Annotated in this window: 14 protein-coding genes, 1 tRNA gene and 1 riboswitch; of the genes, 12 read left to right on the top strand and 3 right to left on the bottom strand. The window is 47.6% G+C overall.

What is annotated here, in order from left to right; genetic code table 11:
* The 4 genes from AC3WQ3_RS19640 to AC3WQ3_RS19655 form a co-directional block, all read left to right on the top strand.
* On the top strand, positions 1-193 hold a 193-nt coding region (locus AC3WQ3_RS19640; protein ID WP_492473225.1), incomplete at its 5' end, for a hypothetical protein.
* Positions 194-363: 170 nt separating this feature from the next.
* Complete coding sequence (locus AC3WQ3_RS19645) at positions 364-1,167, top strand: Cof-type HAD-IIB family hydrolase (protein ID WP_492473226.1); 804 nt, start codon at positions 364-366, stop codon at positions 1,165-1,167.
* A 101-nt stretch (positions 1,168-1,268) separates the two neighbouring features.
* Positions 1,269-2,333: a hypothetical protein gene (locus AC3WQ3_RS19650; protein ID WP_492473227.1), complete on the top strand. Its 1,065-nt coding sequence runs from the start codon at positions 1,269-1,271 to the stop codon at positions 2,331-2,333.
* A 101-nt stretch (positions 2,334-2,434) separates the two neighbouring features.
* A complete protein-coding gene (locus AC3WQ3_RS19655) occupies positions 2,435-2,980 on the top strand; it encodes a GNAT family N-acetyltransferase (RefSeq protein ID WP_492473228.1) in 546 nt (181 codons plus the stop codon).
* A gap of 121 nt (positions 2,981-3,101) precedes the next feature.
* On the opposite strand, the gene AC3WQ3_RS19660 is transcribed toward AC3WQ3_RS19655, so the two are convergent.
* Entirely contained in the window at positions 3,102-4,496 is a 1,395-nt protein-coding gene (locus tag AC3WQ3_RS19660) for an RsmF rRNA methyltransferase first C-terminal domain-containing protein (protein WP_492473229.1), read from the bottom strand.
* 191 nt (positions 4,497-4,687) lie between these two features.
* Between AC3WQ3_RS19660 and AC3WQ3_RS19665 the strand changes: the two genes are divergently transcribed.
* Positions 4,688-5,818 (top strand): glycosyltransferase, encoded by a 1,131-nt coding sequence (locus AC3WQ3_RS19665; RefSeq protein ID WP_154896039.1) that lies wholly within the window; start codon positions 4,688-4,690, stop codon positions 5,816-5,818.
* A gap of 107 nt (positions 5,819-5,925) precedes the next feature.
* On the opposite strand, the gene AC3WQ3_RS19670 is transcribed toward AC3WQ3_RS19665, so the two are convergent.
* Positions 5,926-6,984: a YkvI family membrane protein gene (locus AC3WQ3_RS19670; protein ID WP_336779517.1), complete on the bottom strand. Its 1,059-nt coding sequence runs from the start codon at positions 6,982-6,984 to the stop codon at positions 5,926-5,928.
* 203 nt (positions 6,985-7,187) lie between these two features.
* Here AC3WQ3_RS19670 and AC3WQ3_RS19675 point away from each other — a divergent pair, with 203 nt between their 5' ends.
* From AC3WQ3_RS19675 to AC3WQ3_RS19690, 4 genes are all read left to right on the top strand, one after another.
* The gene (locus AC3WQ3_RS19675; RefSeq protein ID WP_336780215.1) at positions 7,188-7,763 is read left to right on the top strand and encodes a xanthine phosphoribosyltransferase; all 576 of its coding nucleotides are present in this window, start codon (positions 7,188-7,190) and stop codon (positions 7,761-7,763) included.
* Between the two features lie 102 nt (positions 7,764-7,865).
* The gene (locus AC3WQ3_RS19680; RefSeq protein WP_095287969.1) at positions 7,866-8,195 is read left to right on the top strand and encodes a hypothetical protein; all 330 of its coding nucleotides are present in this window, start codon (positions 7,866-7,868) and stop codon (positions 8,193-8,195) included.
* Positions 8,196-8,313: 118 nt separating this feature from the next.
* Positions 8,314-8,532, top strand: coding sequence for a hypothetical protein (locus AC3WQ3_RS19685; protein ID WP_492473231.1), 219 nt, complete (start codon positions 8,314-8,316; stop codon positions 8,530-8,532).
* Between the two features lie 125 nt (positions 8,533-8,657).
* Entirely contained in the window at positions 8,658-8,987 is a 330-nt protein-coding gene (locus tag AC3WQ3_RS19690) for a carboxymuconolactone decarboxylase family protein (protein WP_095358830.1), read from the top strand.
* A 79-nt stretch (positions 8,988-9,066) separates the two neighbouring features.
* Here AC3WQ3_RS19690 and AC3WQ3_RS19695 read toward each other — a convergent pair whose 3' ends face one another.
* Complete coding sequence (locus AC3WQ3_RS19695; protein ID WP_154893689.1) at positions 9,067-9,531, bottom strand: NlpC/P60 family protein; 465 nt, start codon at positions 9,529-9,531, stop codon at positions 9,067-9,069.
* Positions 9,532-9,536: 5 nt separating this feature from the next.
* A riboswitch (cyclic di-AMP (ydaO/yuaA leader) is annotated at positions 9,537-9,668 on the bottom strand.
* A gap of 361 nt (positions 9,669-10,029) precedes the next feature.
* Between AC3WQ3_RS19695 and AC3WQ3_RS19700 the strand changes: the two genes are divergently transcribed.
* From AC3WQ3_RS19700 to AC3WQ3_RS19710, 3 genes are all read left to right on the top strand, one after another.
* A tRNA-Leu gene (locus AC3WQ3_RS19700) sits at positions 10,030-10,114 on the top strand.
* A gap of 268 nt (positions 10,115-10,382) precedes the next feature.
* On the top strand, positions 10,383-11,987 hold the full coding sequence (locus AC3WQ3_RS19705; protein ID WP_492473232.1) for an alkaline phosphatase family protein: 1,605 nt from the start codon (positions 10,383-10,385) through the stop codon (positions 11,985-11,987).
* Positions 11,988-12,479: 492 nt separating this feature from the next.
* Positions 12,480-16,376 carry a X2-like carbohydrate binding domain-containing protein gene (locus tag AC3WQ3_RS19710; RefSeq protein ID WP_492473273.1) on the top strand — a complete coding sequence of 1,299 codons (3,897 nt, stop codon included), beginning with the start codon at positions 12,480-12,482 and terminating at the stop codon, positions 16,374-16,376.
* Positions 16,377-16,396 lie beyond the last annotated feature (20 nt).

A 16,396-nucleotide genomic window follows, 5' to 3' on the forward strand; every position in this document is an offset into this window, starting at 1 on the left:
CTCAGCGTCGCAGGCGCAAGCTCCCGCCCTTCGCGGAGCGGAGCAGGGAGCCCCGGGCAGAGAGCGAAGCGCTGCCCTCAGCGTCGCAGGCGCAAGCTCCCGCCCTTCGCGGAGCGGAGCAGGGAGCCCCGGGCAGAGAGCGAAGCGCTGCCCGAAATGGTCGCGCTTAAGCTTGGCCTGGATTTCGCGATAAGCGGAGATCCAGGCAGACAAGCGCTCCCACACCCACCGTCACATAGCAAGAACAGACCAAACGTCGGTGAACAGACGGGAGTCCAGAGGGCAGAGCCCTCTGGGGCCCTCCCTCGGAAGGGAGGGTTTGGGAGGGTGCGATTACTTAAACAGTTGAGGAGTGAAGACCCGATGACAATCAAATTAATTGCACTTGACGTAGATGGCACGCTGCTTAATGATCATCATGAGCTTACCGAATGGACCCAAGAGATTCTGATCCGTGCTTCCCGGCAGGGAGCCGAGATCGTTCTGTGTTCGGGCAGAGGTCCGGCCAACACCATTCCTTTTATGAAGCGAATGGGGCTTGACGGATATGTGATTACACATAACGGAGCCGTGACGGCCGGAGTGGAGAGCCGTGAAATTGTGCACAGATTTGCCATGGATGGTCAGGGATTGGAGCCCTTTGTCACATATTGCCGTACAAACGGTGTGCATTTTGACATCAACACGGCATTTGGATTATATGTGGATCAGCCGGAAGGATTGGAATTACAGGTTCGGGAGATGTATAACAACTTCATGATGGAGCCCTTAAAGCTTCCGCAGTGGGCAGACCTGTCAGAACCGCTTGCCAAATTCACCGCGTTTGGGCCCATAGAGCAGATGGACAAGGTTCAGCAGGAATGGGGAACTTGGAATCTGCCTTACTACATGACTCGCAGCGGAGACTTTTTCATTGATCTGATGCACCCGGAAGCCTCCAAGGGAGCGGCGCTGAAGAGACTGGCCGAATCCAAAGGTATTGTACCTTCCGAAATTTTGGCAATCGGCAATTACTACAATGATATCACGATGCTGACATATGCAGGCATTGGGATCGCCATGGACAACTCGCCGGAAGAGGTGAAGGCTGCTGCGGATGAAGTGACACTCTCCAATAACGAGCAGGGTGTTGCGCATGCTGTCCAAAAACACGTCCTAGCTGTCTAATAACAACCACATTTTTCATTTTCAAAGGCTCCTGCTTCATAATCTACTGGCCTCATGGGTAACCTATGAGAATACCATTAGAAATGGAGGAGGACAGGCACATGAAACAGAAAGTGGAGCTGATTCCGGATCTGCGTACATCAGGTGGTGAAGTGCTCGATATAATGGTGAATGATCAATACGCGGGTTCACTTCTGCTGGTATATAGAGAAGGAGACCGTTTGTCTGGCAGTCTTCAGATGGAGCGGGAATTGGTTTCAGCGGATGAGGAAAAGCACATCATTGATCAGGTTCATGCATATATCCGATCACTTACGGATGCAGTGGAGGCGATCTATTATGAAGTGCTGGTCAGCTGTGGCACATTGCATTCAGTTCTGCAAAACCTTGAATTTGATCCAGAGCGTGAGTCGGATGATATGCACTACGAGGCTGATGAATACTTGGATGACCTGGATGTGGATGATTCTCGCGTAATTCCGGATACAGCAGATGAAGCTTTTACATATGAAGATCGGGAACATGTGCTGGAAATGGAGCTTGTAACCGCTGGACGAAGTATATCGACCTATGTGTTTAACGATGCTGACGGGACTGAGCTGGCAGAAGCTTCATTGAAACAATATGGGGCCGACATTCAAGGCGAGATACACTGGTATGACGTGCCTCTTGAGAGCCAGCTTGATGCTGCGGCAGAGCTGCTCGTAAGAGAACTCGACGAAGAAGTGATCGACACGATTACTCTTCGCATGTGGCATCAGGGGAATGAGCTGGAGTCCATGGAGTGGGTACACCGCGACTTTGTGGATGACTCGGAGGAAGAGGAATTTACCGAATACGAGGATTGGGATGATTCTGAAGACGAGATAGACGAAGCAGAGGATTCCTGTTATGTCATGTTGGTGCGCAAGGACCGTGAATTCAGGGTCTATGAGCTATTTCTGCAAGAACGTGGCGGATTACCTGTAGGGACAGCAACCATTGATACATCTCATGCCGACCTGACGGGCTATATGGATTACCAGGTACCCGGAACCAGTGCACAGCGGCGGGATCTGGTTGAGGTGCTGCTTCAGGAACTGGACAAGGACCTTGAATTCGACACATTGCACCTTACCATGCTGTACCGGAATCAGATTATAGATGAAGCGAAGATCGACGGGTAAGAGGCTTAGGCCTTTTACCTTTTTTGATTTGTTTTGACGAAAAATTCATTTCCGGGTATAGTTCCAATAGTTCTTAAGAGATCTGGAATTGGAGGAGAACCATGAAGCACTCATTTACAATCATTACAGAATATATTAACGATGATTTTAGAGCAATGCGGGCTCAGCCGGAAGACACGGAAGATGTACTATCCTTGCTTAGGGAGACAGCTGAATGGTTACGCAGCCAGGGATCTTCCCAGTGGAGTGCGCTTTTGAAAGGTGAAGATTCCCACGATACAGCAGGAGCCATTCGTCGCGGTGATGTGTTTGTGTTCAAGAAAGAAGGCGATGTGGCAGGCATGGTTATTCTGATGCAGCAGCCAAGTGCTTGGGATTCCGAGCTATGGGGACCGCAAGCGCATCAAGCGGATGGCGCCGTTTATTTGCATCGTTTGGCCATTCGGAGAAAGTACGCCCGTACCGGACTGGGTCGGGACATTTTGGGTTGGTCCAGCAGTGGAATCCAATTTGACAACAAACACGTCATGCGATTGGATTGTGTGGGTGACAATGAGAGGCTGAATGAATTTTACCCTCGGAACGGATATACCTTTGTGGGGAAAATTAATGGGTATAGTACGTTTGAGAAGCCACTTCAATCCTAAATGAAATTTAAAAAAAACAGGTCATTTCATTTCATCAACCTGTTAACTCAACTCCATTAATGAACGGAAAATAAGCCGGGAGCACCAATGCTCACCGGCTTTGAGTCGTGTTAGGGTTAGTCTACTGCATGCGTCTAAGGCCTTTAGGTAAACGGTTTTTTAACTGTCCTGCACTGGCTTTTCCCCACCCCAGTGGGAGCCCGTTGAACGTCACAAGCGTCCATCCGGTAAGTCCGCTTTCGGCAGGAAGGCTCTCACCGCGAAGATATGCCGCCACTTGGCTGGTCTCTGCATCTAGTGCTGCATGCTGCATCTTGACAGCCTCCTGTTGTCCCAGAGCCAGCGCGAGTGCATGAGCAGGCTCGAAGCGCCCTTTTTTCCAGTCACCGACATGAAGCCCTGGACGGGGCAGCTTCAATCTGTTTAAACGATCATCGGTCAGCAGCTGTGCAGCACGCTCTGGCAATACATATAAAGCTTCACCAAAAAGCAGAGGTCTGCCAGTTCCGTTAGCTACCGTGTCTGTATGGTCAGAACTCCAGGCCAGATAAGCATTCCACGCGGATTCTACTTCTTTGGATGCTGTCGTTTGACGTGGATTCCTGCCTCTTTTATCTTTGCGTTTGCGAGGTTGTTCTTCCTGTTCTTGGGATGCATAAGCTTGGGATTCTGCTTTGGTCACTACAGCTACAAAATGTCCCTCGCCCTGGGCCAGGTGAGGCCAGATTCGTTCAGTCCGTACAAGAGTCAGATCTGGATAAGTGGTAACAAAACGTTCCATCATGCCTTCATTCTCTTGGCGATTGAAGGTGCAAGTGGAATAAGCCAAAGTCCCGCCCGGTTTAAGCATGAGATAGGCATCCTGCAAAATGTCCCATTGTCTGTTCACACACAGTGTGACCAGATCATCGCTCCACTCGGTGACCGCATCCGGATCTTTGCGGAACATACCTTCGCCAGAGCAAGGGGCATCCAGCATAATCCGGTCAAAGGCTGCAGGAAAGCGCGCCGACAATTCTCCGGGTGCTGCACTTGTAACAACAACGGAAGAGAGTCCCATTCGTTCCACGTTCTCTGCCAAGATTTTGGCTCTGGCCGGATGAATTTCATTGGAAACGAGCAGTCCCTGGTCTTCCATGAGTGAGGCAATGTGGGTTGTTTTGCCGCCTGGTGCAGCCGCGAGATCCAAGATGATCTCACCCGGTTGTGGGTTCAGCATCTCCACCGCCGACATCGCAGAGGGCTCCTGAATATAGTACAGTCCTGCAGCATGATACACATGTTTGCCAGGACGCTCATTCGATTGGTAGTAGTATCCCGTCTCGCACCAGGGAACCTTGGTCAGGTTAAACTGCTCTATCACCTGCTTTTTGAGCTCTGGTGTAGCTTTAAGGGAGTTAAAACGCAACCCCTGTACACGAGGCTGATCATAGCTGTCAATAAATGCTTCTGCTTCTGAGCCGAGCATTTCCCGAATATGATGTATATACGACTCAGGGAGTGAAGGCTTGCTCATGTCTTGTTGCTCTCCTTTTCATTAGCTTGTCCGCGTGACCCTCCCCAGATAACCCTCAGGGTCAGCAAGCTGCAACGTTGTTGTTAAAATGGTGAGGAATAAACAGTTATTTCTTTACTGAAACATACGTTCTAATATATCATGATTGAAGATGTACTGAAAGACTGAAGCTAGAAAGGGGGAAACTAACGGTGAAATTGCTGCAGGCGCTTTTCTTTCCTCCGGAGCAGCCCGGAGGTGTATCCTCTATGATTCCGTATATGCAGGAGAGGTTTACGTCCCCGAGGTGGGAGATGGACTTGTTTTCGCTGCCGAAGCGAATTCGCAACAAGGGCAGGGAGGACGTGCAGTTCGAAACGTTCGATTGGACCAAGTATCAGGAAAGTCCTGTCGTTCAAAAATATATGCAGACTTACCGTGATTATTTATGGTGGACGAAGCTGCGCATTCAGAAGCCTTATGATTTGATTCACGCTCACCATCCCATTGCGGGTCTTGCCATGAAAAGTGTATTTCCCGATACACCGCTTATTCAAACCATTCACTCCAGTTATGAGCGTGAGTTGATTCTGAATGGAAGAATCGAGCCAGACGGTCTGGATCATCAGTTTTTGATTGCCATTTACGGCGAGCTGGAGCATCAGGCAGAGCGGTTGTTAACCGTCTCCGAATCTTTTCGGCAGTATTTAACGCCTTATGTGAAGCAGCCTGACGTCATTGGCATTATTCCGAACGGATTTGATGAGAAACGTTTTAAACCCATTCCTCATGATAATGCGATTCCGCAGCTGGTTACGGTATGCCGGCTTGTCCCGGCCAAAGGACTGGATATTTTGTTCAAAGCCTGCGCGGAACTCAAAGGTCGAGGACATGACTATGTTTTACATATTATCGGGGATGGTCCGATTCGACCTGATTTGGAAGAGTTGGCTCAGCGTTTGGGTATCTATAATGAGACTATTTTTTATGGATACACCCTGCATCCGGAAGAGTTCATGCCATTTTTCGATATATTTGTACTTCCTTCCAGGGCAGAGGCGTTTGGTTCCGTGTTTGCCGAGGCAGCACTGAGTTGTCTTGCACTTATAGGTACGGATGTGGGCGGCATTCCTGAACAGATCGAGAACGGCAGCAACGGGCTGCTTGTTCCCCCTGAGGATCCCTCGGCACTTGCTGAGGCGTTGGAGAAAGTGATGCTGGATCCTTCGTATCGGTACGAACTTGCACGCTCGGCGTGTGAAAAGGCCAAAACGCACTATTCATTGGGCAGATCGGTTAATGAACTGAAAAAGCTGTACCTGCAATACGCGAGCAAAGCCTAGATTCATCCCTGAAATAAAATAAACAGAAGAAGCCGCTGGAGAACAGCGGCTTTTTGCTTGAGAGAATATGGTATTAAAATATAATACATTTTGGCACGCAGTATAACTTACAAGTTTTTATGTCTCGTGCGAAAGCTTCCCCAACGGTCGATCACCAATTTTCCGGCCCAGACTAGGGCTAGGCTGCCGAAGATTGGATAGAGAATGGATAGAAGAGAACTGAATCCAAACTGGCTAAGTGAGTAGCACAGCATCATAATGGTTAATGTAATTAATCTAGGGGGTACTTGTAAGTGCTGACCCAGCTGAAGAGTCATACCATAGATATCTGCGACGAACGTTGTGAATATTTCCATGAAGATCAGAGTTACATACACAGATTGCACAGCCCATCCAAGTTGGAAGGCGATGCTCCCCATCGGAATTTCGAATTGCATGATACCTGGCATCTGTGCTGACATGGCGAAATGGGCGGCTAACAGCATGAAGCCTACGCCGATTCCGCCGAGTACACCGCCCCATTTCAGGACATTACGATCACGGATCTGATTGCCTACCGGCACCAGAACAGCCTGGGCCAGTACCAGATTGAAGGATGAATACAATAGTGGAGACAGCCACACCTGTATAGGATTGGTATCTGTAGTCAGCGTAACGAACCGTAAGGCACCGGGATGGTGTATGGTGCTTGTAATCATGAGAATGGACAACAGGAGCATCATCGGAACCACAATGCTATTCATTTGCAATATGGCCTTGATGCCTCGTCCAAGAAGCAGGTACGTTCCTACTATCGTAATAATCAAACCAGTCTGGTAATTCAGTCCAAGATGCTCCACGAAGACAGAGCCTGCTCCGGCGAGCATTACACTGTTTACACCAATAAGTATCAGAAGCGTTATCCAGGTAATCCACTTTCCAGCCTTTTGGCCGAATAGGTGCTTGTTCAGGTCCTCGTAAGAGCGGGAGCCGGTATCATGGGCGATGAGCATCATTTTGGTGCCCAGCCAGACAAATAGTATGGTCGATAAGCCAATGGTGATGGTGGCCCATTTGCCATACTGGGTAAAAAACTGCAATATTTCCTGCCCTGTCGCGAAGCCTGCCCCTACAACCGTTCCGATGTATGTAAATGCGATCTGCAGCACCCGGAATGCCTGTTTCATGCGTTTCCCCTCTCAGGCCCCATAATAGTTTGGACATGCGGGTACCATGGTACAAGGTATGCTTGACCCTGGTAACTCATGACAATTGTAAGAAGCTTTCGTCCCCAGAATCGGTCAATGATGGAGGAAAGCCGATTTCGCTTGAACTGACAGCCTCATCTATGATACTTTTACCTCATAGGATAGGCTTGGGAGGTCGAATGATGGAAGTATTAAAACAACGAATATTACAAGAAGGCGTAGTCATCTCGGATCAGGTGCTGAAGCTGGACGGATTATTGAATCATCAGATTGATCCTGCACTGACAATGGAGATGGGCCGCGAGTTTGCCGCTCGCTTTCGTGAAAGTGGAGTGACACGGGTCATCACGGTGGAGTCTTCAGGGATTCCGGTTGCTTTTGCCGCAGCACATGAACTTGGGGTGCCGCTCGTATTTGCCCGTCGAAAAAAGACACTTCTGGCAGATCCCGATGCCTACTGTGAACGCGTACCTTCCTTTACCAAAGGGATCGTAACCGATATTATGGTATCCCGCGAATATATTCATGAGAACGACCGTATTTTGTTTATAGACGATATTATCGCCAACGGAGATGCAGCTCGCGGTGTCATTAAAATCATTGAACGTTCAGGGGCGGAGCTCGTCGGATTCGGTGTCGTGGTTGAGAAATGTTTTCAGGCCGGTGCACGTACGATCCGTGAGCAGGGCATTCCGGTGGAAGCCTTGGTGCGCATTCGTTCATTGAATGATGGAACCGTGCAATTCGACGATAATTAAATGTGACAGTTTAAAGGAAAAAGCCTATTTTTTGAACAATGCCTTTGCATGACCGCGGATTTCATTTATAATGGGGTTATGTTAGGGAGAGGAGGCAACACCATGGGGAACCAACCGGCATCAGAACAATTTTTTATTGAAAAGCTGGCGGAGTCGAAAGTTCATTTTGAACGTGCCCTGGATTGTAAACATACGGAATTTGATGACCTTTATCCCTATATGATTGAACATCCTCAATTTTTCTGGTACAAACGCTATGTTGCCTGGTCAGAGTTGCTGACCATTGTAGGCTTGTGTGAAGAGTTGTCCTTCGCTTGGAAAGAACAATTTACACCACATCAAGTGGAGTACCTTGAAGAACGTGTGATGTCCGCCAAAGTGCTTGATTTTTGGTTCGAGAAGAACGACAGCAAAGAGCACGCGCAGCGGTAACTTTCAGTCGGGACATTTTTCGAATGACATAACAGTCCAATACAGTCACGTGAGACCTAAATGACTCTTCATTTAGGTCTCTTTTTGTAAATTATTTTGGAACATAGGAGCCATAGACATGATTAGTGATGCAGAATTGGATGCACTGCGCTTATCGGGTGAAAAAGTAAGAGTGGTACGGGATGGTTTGGAGTCCAACGATGTAACAGGGATTATCGTTGCATGGGATGGGGAACAGGTGCTTATCCGTCGCCAGAACAGACGTGTGGTCAAGCTGGACCGCAGCTATCGCTATCAGCTCTTTAGCGAACCGCGCCAAAGCCCGGCTGATGAATAGAGCCGCTCTGGAGACGGATGCATGGAATTACCATGGATGGTTTGGCATAATTCCGACACTCGGGAGAGAAGATAGGTACAGCGAGAATTCGTAAACTTATCAGCCGAGAGGATGTGCGGGTAGCCATGACATTGATGAATGATAAGGTACATGCCTACAAGGATCAGATTGGAGAATTAAGCGATGTATTGCCTGGCGTAGTCAAAGCGTATCACGAATTTACGGGTGAATGCTTTCAGTCAGGTGCCATTGATGCCAAAACCAAGCAGCTGATTGCCCTCGGCATCGGATTGTTTGCCAATAACGAAGTATGTACGTTTTACCACGTAGAAGAGGCACGTGCGAAGGGCGCAACCGATCAGGAGATTATGGAGACGGTTGCGGTAGCCGGAGCAGTAGGCGGCGGTCACGCGCTGTCTCAAGGCGCAATGCGTGTGCAAAAGGCATTGCACTAAGGTTTCTCCTGCAAGTGAGCTGAATAACTAGACAGCAAAACAGGCTCTGGAATGATCCAGAGCCTGTTTCTTGTCCAACTTATATTTTTCCTAGCATCTTGTTATACATAAATTGTCCAGTCACCCGGCGTGCGGTAACGTAGCGAGTGTTGAAATACGGATTTGATAATTTGGTAATGCTGACACCTTTGCTGCTGGAAGCATGAGCGAATTGTCCGCCCCCGATGTATACGCCTGTATGCGAAATGCCGCTGCCTGAAGTGTTGAAGAATACCAGATCACCTGTGCGGATATTGGCTTTGGATACCGGAGTACCCGCCTTGGCCTGCTGCTGTGAAGTACGTGGCAAATCAATGCTATATTTTTGGAAGAGATATCTCATAAATCCAGAGCAATCAAACCCGGCCAGCGTCGTGCCGCCCCACTTGTAAGGAATTCCAGTCATGTTGTTAACGACGGTGTTGATACTGCTTGCCTCAGTGCTTGCTGCACCAGATGTGAATAGAACGGCTGCGCCAAAAATAGAAATGATCAGTTTTTTCAAAATCAATGTTCTCCCTTCGATGCCTACGGAGTTAGCTAAGGGTTCGGTAGAAGGTTCCCTATATTTCCTATGTATAAGAATAATTCACCCAAAATGGTTCCCCCGTTTTCAAACATGAAACTCGGCAAATGAATAATTAAGTTTTTGTAACCTTTTGAAACTATATTGCATAAATGCGTAATTGTCAAACCTTTCTTCCTTCTGCAATGTTAACGGAATTCAAGACTTTTTGTGAAAAATAGTAGTTCTCCATGTTTATTTATGATGACAAAAACGTAATTTGTGTTTCATCAGCACAGAAATTGGACAAATAAGTAAATTGGAGTATTAGAGGAGAGCACGGTTCATTCTCATCAGGGAAAGTCAGGTCTCGACCAGATTTTATAACTTTCGGTTATCGTAGTTTTATACCAAATCATTTAATTGTTGACACATTGAATTTCACATGATATATTATTTCTTGTCGCCGCGATAGATTATCTCGGAGATATACCATATGCGGTCGTGGCGGAATTGGCAGACGCGCACGGTTCAGGTCCGTGTGGGCTAACCCCCCGTGGAGGTTCGAGTCCTCTCGACCGCATCAATTCATACATGAGGTTTCTGATCTGCTTTTTCTGGCAGATTGGGGACCTTTTTGTTTTTTAAATACATTATAGATGCTGCAGTTCATCAAATGAGAAAAACAAAATAGCTGTATGCAAGTCGAGCTTCTGTTTGGAGCGCCGGCTGAAAAAGGATATTGTTGAACAATAGGCATTTCTTCAGGTCCCATTGCCTCTTGGCAAAAAGCACCTCGAATAACCCCAGGATTTTCAAGACAAAATGTACATAAATGGGGTGAATTGTCTATGAGGAAAAAAGGGATTCGGAAATTGCCTTGGATTTTGTTATTGGCCATGCTTATCGGATGTCAGAGCTCGAAACCTAAAGAACAGGATTTGATGCGGATAAATTCCGCTAATGGTAACAATGCGAAAAAAGTCATTTTCCTGATGGTGGACTCTTTAATGTATCAGGCGATCGACCAAGGAATCAGCAAGCAGGAGCTTCCTGTCTTACAATTTCTGATCAAGAACGGGCAATATTATAAAAATCTGGTCAGTTCTTTTCCCACGATGTCCGTCACGATCGACAGCTCCTTGCTTACCGGTGCATATTCGGACCTTCACCGTGTGCCGGGTCTGACTTGGTATTCTGCGGAATACAAAAAAATGATCATGTACGGAACCGGCCCGACGGAAGTGCTCAAACAAGGAGTGCACCCGGTAGTGACCGATGCTCTAATCCATTTAAACGGGAGTCATTTGAACAGGAATTTACCTACGATCTATGAGGATCTTGCCCGGCAAGGATTAAAATCGGGTTCAATCAACGGCCTGATATACAGAGGGATGTCCGCTCAAAAGCTGTCGATACCTCAATGGATTCAAGCAGCTGCTTCTTTACCCAAAGAGATTGATGTGAAAGGGCCGGACTTAATGTCCCTGGGTGCCTTGTCTAATCCGTTTCAAGGGATTAAAGACTTGCCGGATGGTCTAACGAAGCGAATGGGGATTCATAATGAATTTGCGATTGAAGCCTTAAAATATTTAATTCAATCCAATAAATTACCGGATTTTTTGTTTGTCTATTTACCGGATTTAGACCGGGAGTTACATAAGAAAGGCCCTACGGGACTTCGTGGAGTCAAGGAGTTAGATCAGCAGCTTCAATCCGTGTTGAAAACATTCGGTTCTCCGGAAAAAGCTTTGCAAGATGCCATCCTTATCATTGCGGGTGACAGCGGAATGACTCGTATTCTGCCTGAAGATCAGAATCCGGTCATTGATCTGCCCTCTTTGCTGGGAGATGCCAAAATTATGCGTCCGGGTGATGCTGTATCGAAGGAGGCTGAACTCATCCTTGCCGTCAATGAAACGATGGCCTATATATATTCATTGAAGGTGGACCGTTCCCTTAGAGATATAGCAAACCTGCTAAAGGATGATCCACGCATTGACTTTATTTCCTGGAAAGAGAACGAGTGGAATTACGCAGTTCAGGGATCCACAGGCAAACAGCTCAGATTTAAATCAGGAGGTAACCTGACCGATTCATACAACCAATCATGGACGGTTGAACAGGATGAAGAGGTACTGGACTTAAGCACAAACAAGGTTAAACATACATTGAAATACGATGAGTATCCGGATGTCCTGAAACGCTTGTCAAGCTCGCTCCGTTCACACCAAGGTGAATTTTTGGTTGTCACGGCCAAACCGGGCTATGAATTTACCAGTGGCAATTCACCAACGCACAAGGACGGAGGAGGCCACGGATCAATTCGTAAACAGGAATCGCTTGTTCCCTTGATTATCAGCGGAACAGACCAAAAGCCTGAGTATTTACGAATCGTGGATTTAAAAGATTATTTGCTTAACCTTTTGACCAAAAAGACTCAAAGAAACCAATAGTGCATTGATAAATAAACAGCTGGAGTAGCTCGTTCAAGGTATTCAGCTCGGTCGCACCGATACGAGGCAAGAAAAGCCACCTTGATATGCTCTTTAACTTCGAATTGCTGTTGTCTGATCGTATCTGTTGATTATAAGACCATCGGTATAGTTTATACTGGTGGTTTTTTGCGTTGATAAATACTGTACGTCATAACATTTTCCGAATAGATGACATCAACTTGCGCCAGTCCATATTGCTTCATTTGCGGCATCGGTTAATCCCCTAGGGCAGCCACTCCAACTTTCTTTAAGGTATAGATCCAGTGCTATTTGGAGAAATGCCTGTTTCTAGCCTGCTATGCCCCTGCTTTCAAGGTGAAATGTACGCTAAAAGGCGAAGTGTACCTATTCTGGAAATCGCGTATCCACTATTCTTTTCTCGTAAGGAAAGCGCTATCATTATGGATTTAAATTCATTATTTCAGAGGGGGTAGGGATGATTTGAAGCGAATGGGTAAACGGATGGCGATGGTTTTTCTGGTGTTCATCTTTGCAGCAGTTCAGTTTGGTTTTACAGGGACCAAAGGTCGTGTGGTTGAAGCAGCGGCGGAGAAAACATTGGCTGAGAAACCGTACATGGGCTGGAGCAGTTACAGTATGCAGGTGTATGACCCTTCCGTAAAATGGACATCAGCGGAGAGCATCAAGAAGCAATCGGATGCCATGCGCGAGAAGTTACAGGCTCATGGCTATGAATATATCAATATTGATGCAGGATGGAACGGAGATAATGATGAATACGGAAGACCGATTCCTAACCAAGAGCTGTATCCGAACGGATTCCAGGAGGTTATCGACTATGTTCATAACAATGGTCAGAAGATCGGGATCTATCTGATTCCCGGATTGTCCATTGATGCATACAATAAAAACCTCGAGATTTACGGAACAGGCGGAACTTGCCGAATGCAGGATATTGCATATCAGCCGCTTACCGTGATGGATGCTTGGAATGCGTATACCTACAAGATTGATTTTTCGAATCCATGTGCTCAGAAATACATCGATTCCATCGCAGATCTACTGGGCGAGTGGGGCATTAACTTTGTCAAATTCGACAGCGTGACACCAGGATCAGGCATTAACAATCTGAGCAGGGATGCACGAGGAGATGTGGAGGCTTGGTCCAAGGCTTTGGCAAGGCATAATATCTGGTTCGAGCTTTCATGGGCACTGGACCATAACTACGTGGATTTCTGGAAAAAACACGCCAATGGCTGGCGTATTGACTGGGATGTCGAAGCATACGACAGCAATGTGGGTTTAACGCAGTGGGCTAATATTGCACGATTGTTTCCAATCGCTGCGCTTTGGTGGCGTGATGCAGGCCCTGGCGGGTGGAATGATTTTGACTCGCTAAACGTGGGCAACGGTTCCATGGATGGGCTCACGAAGGATGAACGGAAGACAGCCATGACATTCTGGGCGATCTCGTCTGCACCGTTGTATACAGGGAATGACATGACCAGGCTGGATAGCTATGGACTTGAACTTCTGACCAATGATGAAGTGATCGCTGTCAATCAGGCTGGACGTCCGGCTCATCCGGTATCGATGGATACCCAGCAGCAGGTATGGTACGCCAATAACGGAGATGGAACGTACAGTGTGGCTCTGTTTAATCTGGGCAACCGGAGTGCTGAGGTCAAGGTCAATTGGAGCGATATCGGTCTGGAAGGACCTGCATCGGTCCGTGACCTGTGGAGCCATTCCGAACTGGGTACCTTTAACGAGGAATTTAGCAGTGGTTTATTGGAGCCTCATGCTTCACGAATGCTGAAAGTCAAGGCACTGAGCGGAACATCGACGGTGAATGACGATGATACAGGCATGCGCTATACCGGAGATTGGAAGCGAAATGGAGGCAAGGAACAATTAGAGGGTTCACAGGACCTGACTATAGCAATTCAGGATTCCACAGGCAATGATAGAACGACTGCTGATCCAGCGAGCAATTCCAATATAGCAGATGAACTGGCTGCTGAACCATCCATTGCTGGAGAGGATACCACGGTTACCGAGGTGGTCTACGTTAACGATGACGACAGTGAGATACATTACACAGGTTCATGGAATGCGAATACCGGCAGAAGTTTCGGGGACTTTAATGACGATGTGCATTATACAGAAAAAGACGGCGATTATTTTGAATACACGTTCACAGGTACAGGTATCGAGCTGCTGACAGAGAAGCATCAAGAGCAGGGGGACATGAGCATTATTCTCGATAATGGTGAGGCAGAACTGGTAAGCGCGTATACCGATGGAGAAAGGGAAGCCCAGCAGGTGCTGTACAGCAAAACAGATCTGCCAAGTGGAACACATACCCTGAAGGTCGTTAAGGCATCGGGCCAATACATGCTTCTCGATGCACTCAAGGTAACCAGGGAAAAAGAGTCTGGTGGGCAGAACAGTGGAATAAGCCCAGTCGCTGCAGACTTTGATAAAGCAGTGGATCAGCAGGCGGATGTGAAGATCACGTTAAACCTGAATGGTAATACGTTAACTGGTGTGACATACGACGGGGGCAATCTCAGCGAAGATGACTACGATGTCGTTGACAACACGTTAACGATCAAGAAACAATACCTCACCCAGCTGCCCGTTGGCACAACGAAGTTTAACGTGGTATTTAGCGCGGGGGATCCGCAGACGCTGGCGATTAAGGTTATTGACACTTCAGGAATCCGATTCGCGATGATTAACAATGACGATCCTGGAATTAAGTATAGCGGCAACTGGTCACGCAGCACGGGGAGAGCATTTGGCGACTATAAGGATGATGTGCATTACGCCGAGCAGAACGGCGATTATTTTGAGTATGAATTCAGGGGAACGGGTATTCAGTTTTTTACGGAAGTGGATCCGTCCCAGGGCGACATGGATATTTACGTAGATGGTGAGTTTAAGGAAACGGTAAGTGCTTACCGTGACGGACGTTTGGCGCAGCAAAAGGTCTATAGTGTCTCAGGGCTGCCAGATGGGCTGCATACGCTTAAAGCCGTGAAAAAGTCAGGGCGGTTCATGCTTCTTGACTTCCTCAAGGTGGAAATCCCAAATATCATTCAGCCGGTGAGTGCTGTTTTTGACAAAGCTGAATCTGCTCAAACTGATATTGAAGTGACACTTTTGCAGGAACCGGAAAGTTTCAAGAAGATTATGAATGGCTCACTTGAGCTGGTAAAGGGAACCGATTACGAGGTAGCAGGGGATAGGGTGACGCTTAGAAAATCCTACCTTGCTGCACAGCCTCTCGGCACGTTGAACCTCCGTTTTGTTTTTGGCGGCGATTATCTCAATGATGTTCATTATTCGGCTGTAAACGGTGATTCCTTTGAGTATGTCTTCAAAGGTACTGGCATCCGTATGATTACTCCGACTGGGCCGCAGCAGGGTGAGGTGGAAATCTACATCGACGGAAATCTGGTGCAAACCGTTGATACGTACAGTGAGGGACGTAAAAATAGCCAGGAAATCTACAGCATAACAGGACTGACAAGTGGTGTGCATACGCTGAAGGCGGTCAAAAAGTCCGGTGAGCTCATGCTCACGGATCAATTGAAATTTACGATAGCTGCTGGGGACAGCGGGCCAACAAACCCAACAAACCCAACAAACCCAACAAATCCGAGCAATCCTTCTGGACCTTCCAATCCGGGTGGACCGTCAACTCCTGTTGTACAGCCTCCAGTTACTCCGGTTCCTGAAACAGAAGCAGGAGAGGAACCTTCCGGGAATACGGAGACGACTCGGCATGAGGCATATATTAACGGTTATAAGGACGGACTGTTTAGACCGAATAACAAGATCACTCGTGCAGAGATGGCAGCCATACTCGCCAAAGTCGTTGAAAAAGATGCTGCATCATTAGACGTGACGTTCAGTGATGTGAGTTCTTCCCATTGGGCAGCAGCATCAATCGACAAGGTTGCAAAAATGGGACTGATGCAAGGCTACAAGGATGGCACATTTAAACCGAATCAGTCCTTGACCCGTGCAGAGATGGCAAGTTTGGCTGTGAGCCTGGCTCCGGATACGACCAAACCAGGCAGCGGGTTCTCTGATATTGGCAGTCATTGGGCTAAGGATGCAATTCAAAAAGCCCAAGGGCTGGGAATTCTGACAGGTTACAATGACGGGACCTTCCGGCCGAATACTGAGCTGACAAGAGCGGAAGCCGTTGTTATCATTAACCGGGCGCTGGGAAGAGGACCACTTAAGGGAGTTTCGCAGCCTAAGTGGAAGGATGTATCACCTTTCCATTGGGCATTTGAAGATATTGAGGAAGCGTCAGTTAATCATGGTTCGAAGCCTGCTGCAAGTGGCGGAGAGCAATGGGTTGAATAGCTGAAAATAGTGCTAATTGA

Source organism: Paenibacillus sp. FW104-T2, assembly GCF_058789975.1.

Bases quoted from the DNA above. Each gene is read 5' to 3' on its own strand.
- AC3WQ3_RS19660 (WP_492473229.1), bottom strand. From the start codon at position 4,496: ATGAGCAAGCCTTCACTCCCTGAGTCGTATATACATCATATTCGGGAA.
- AC3WQ3_RS19675 (WP_336780215.1), top strand. From the start codon at position 7,188: ATGGAAGTATTAAAACAACGAATATTACAAGAAGGCGTAGTCATCTCG.
- AC3WQ3_RS19690 (WP_095358830.1), top strand. From the start codon at position 8,658: ATGACATTGATGAATGATAAGGTACATGCCTACAAGGATCAGATTGGA.
- AC3WQ3_RS19685 (WP_492473231.1), top strand. From the start codon at position 8,314: ATGATTAGTGATGCAGAATTGGATGCACTGCGCTTATCGGGTGAAAAA.
- AC3WQ3_RS19650 (WP_492473227.1), top strand. From the start codon at position 1,269: ATGAAACAGAAAGTGGAGCTGATTCCGGATCTGCGTACATCAGGTGGT.
- AC3WQ3_RS19680 (WP_095287969.1), top strand. From the start codon at position 7,866: ATGGGGAACCAACCGGCATCAGAACAATTTTTTATTGAAAAGCTGGCG.
- AC3WQ3_RS19670 (WP_336779517.1), bottom strand. From the start codon at position 6,984: ATGAAACAGGCATTCCGGGTGCTGCAGATCGCATTTACATACATCGGA.
- AC3WQ3_RS19645 (WP_492473226.1), top strand. From the start codon at position 364: ATGACAATCAAATTAATTGCACTTGACGTAGATGGCACGCTGCTTAAT.
- AC3WQ3_RS19655 (WP_492473228.1), top strand. From the start codon at position 2,435: ATGAAGCACTCATTTACAATCATTACAGAATATATTAACGATGATTTT.
- AC3WQ3_RS19710 (WP_492473273.1), top strand. From the start codon at position 12,480: ATGGGTAAACGGATGGCGATGGTTTTTCTGGTGTTCATCTTTGCAGCA.
- AC3WQ3_RS19705 (WP_492473232.1), top strand. From the start codon at position 10,383: ATGAGGAAAAAAGGGATTCGGAAATTGCCTTGGATTTTGTTATTGGCC.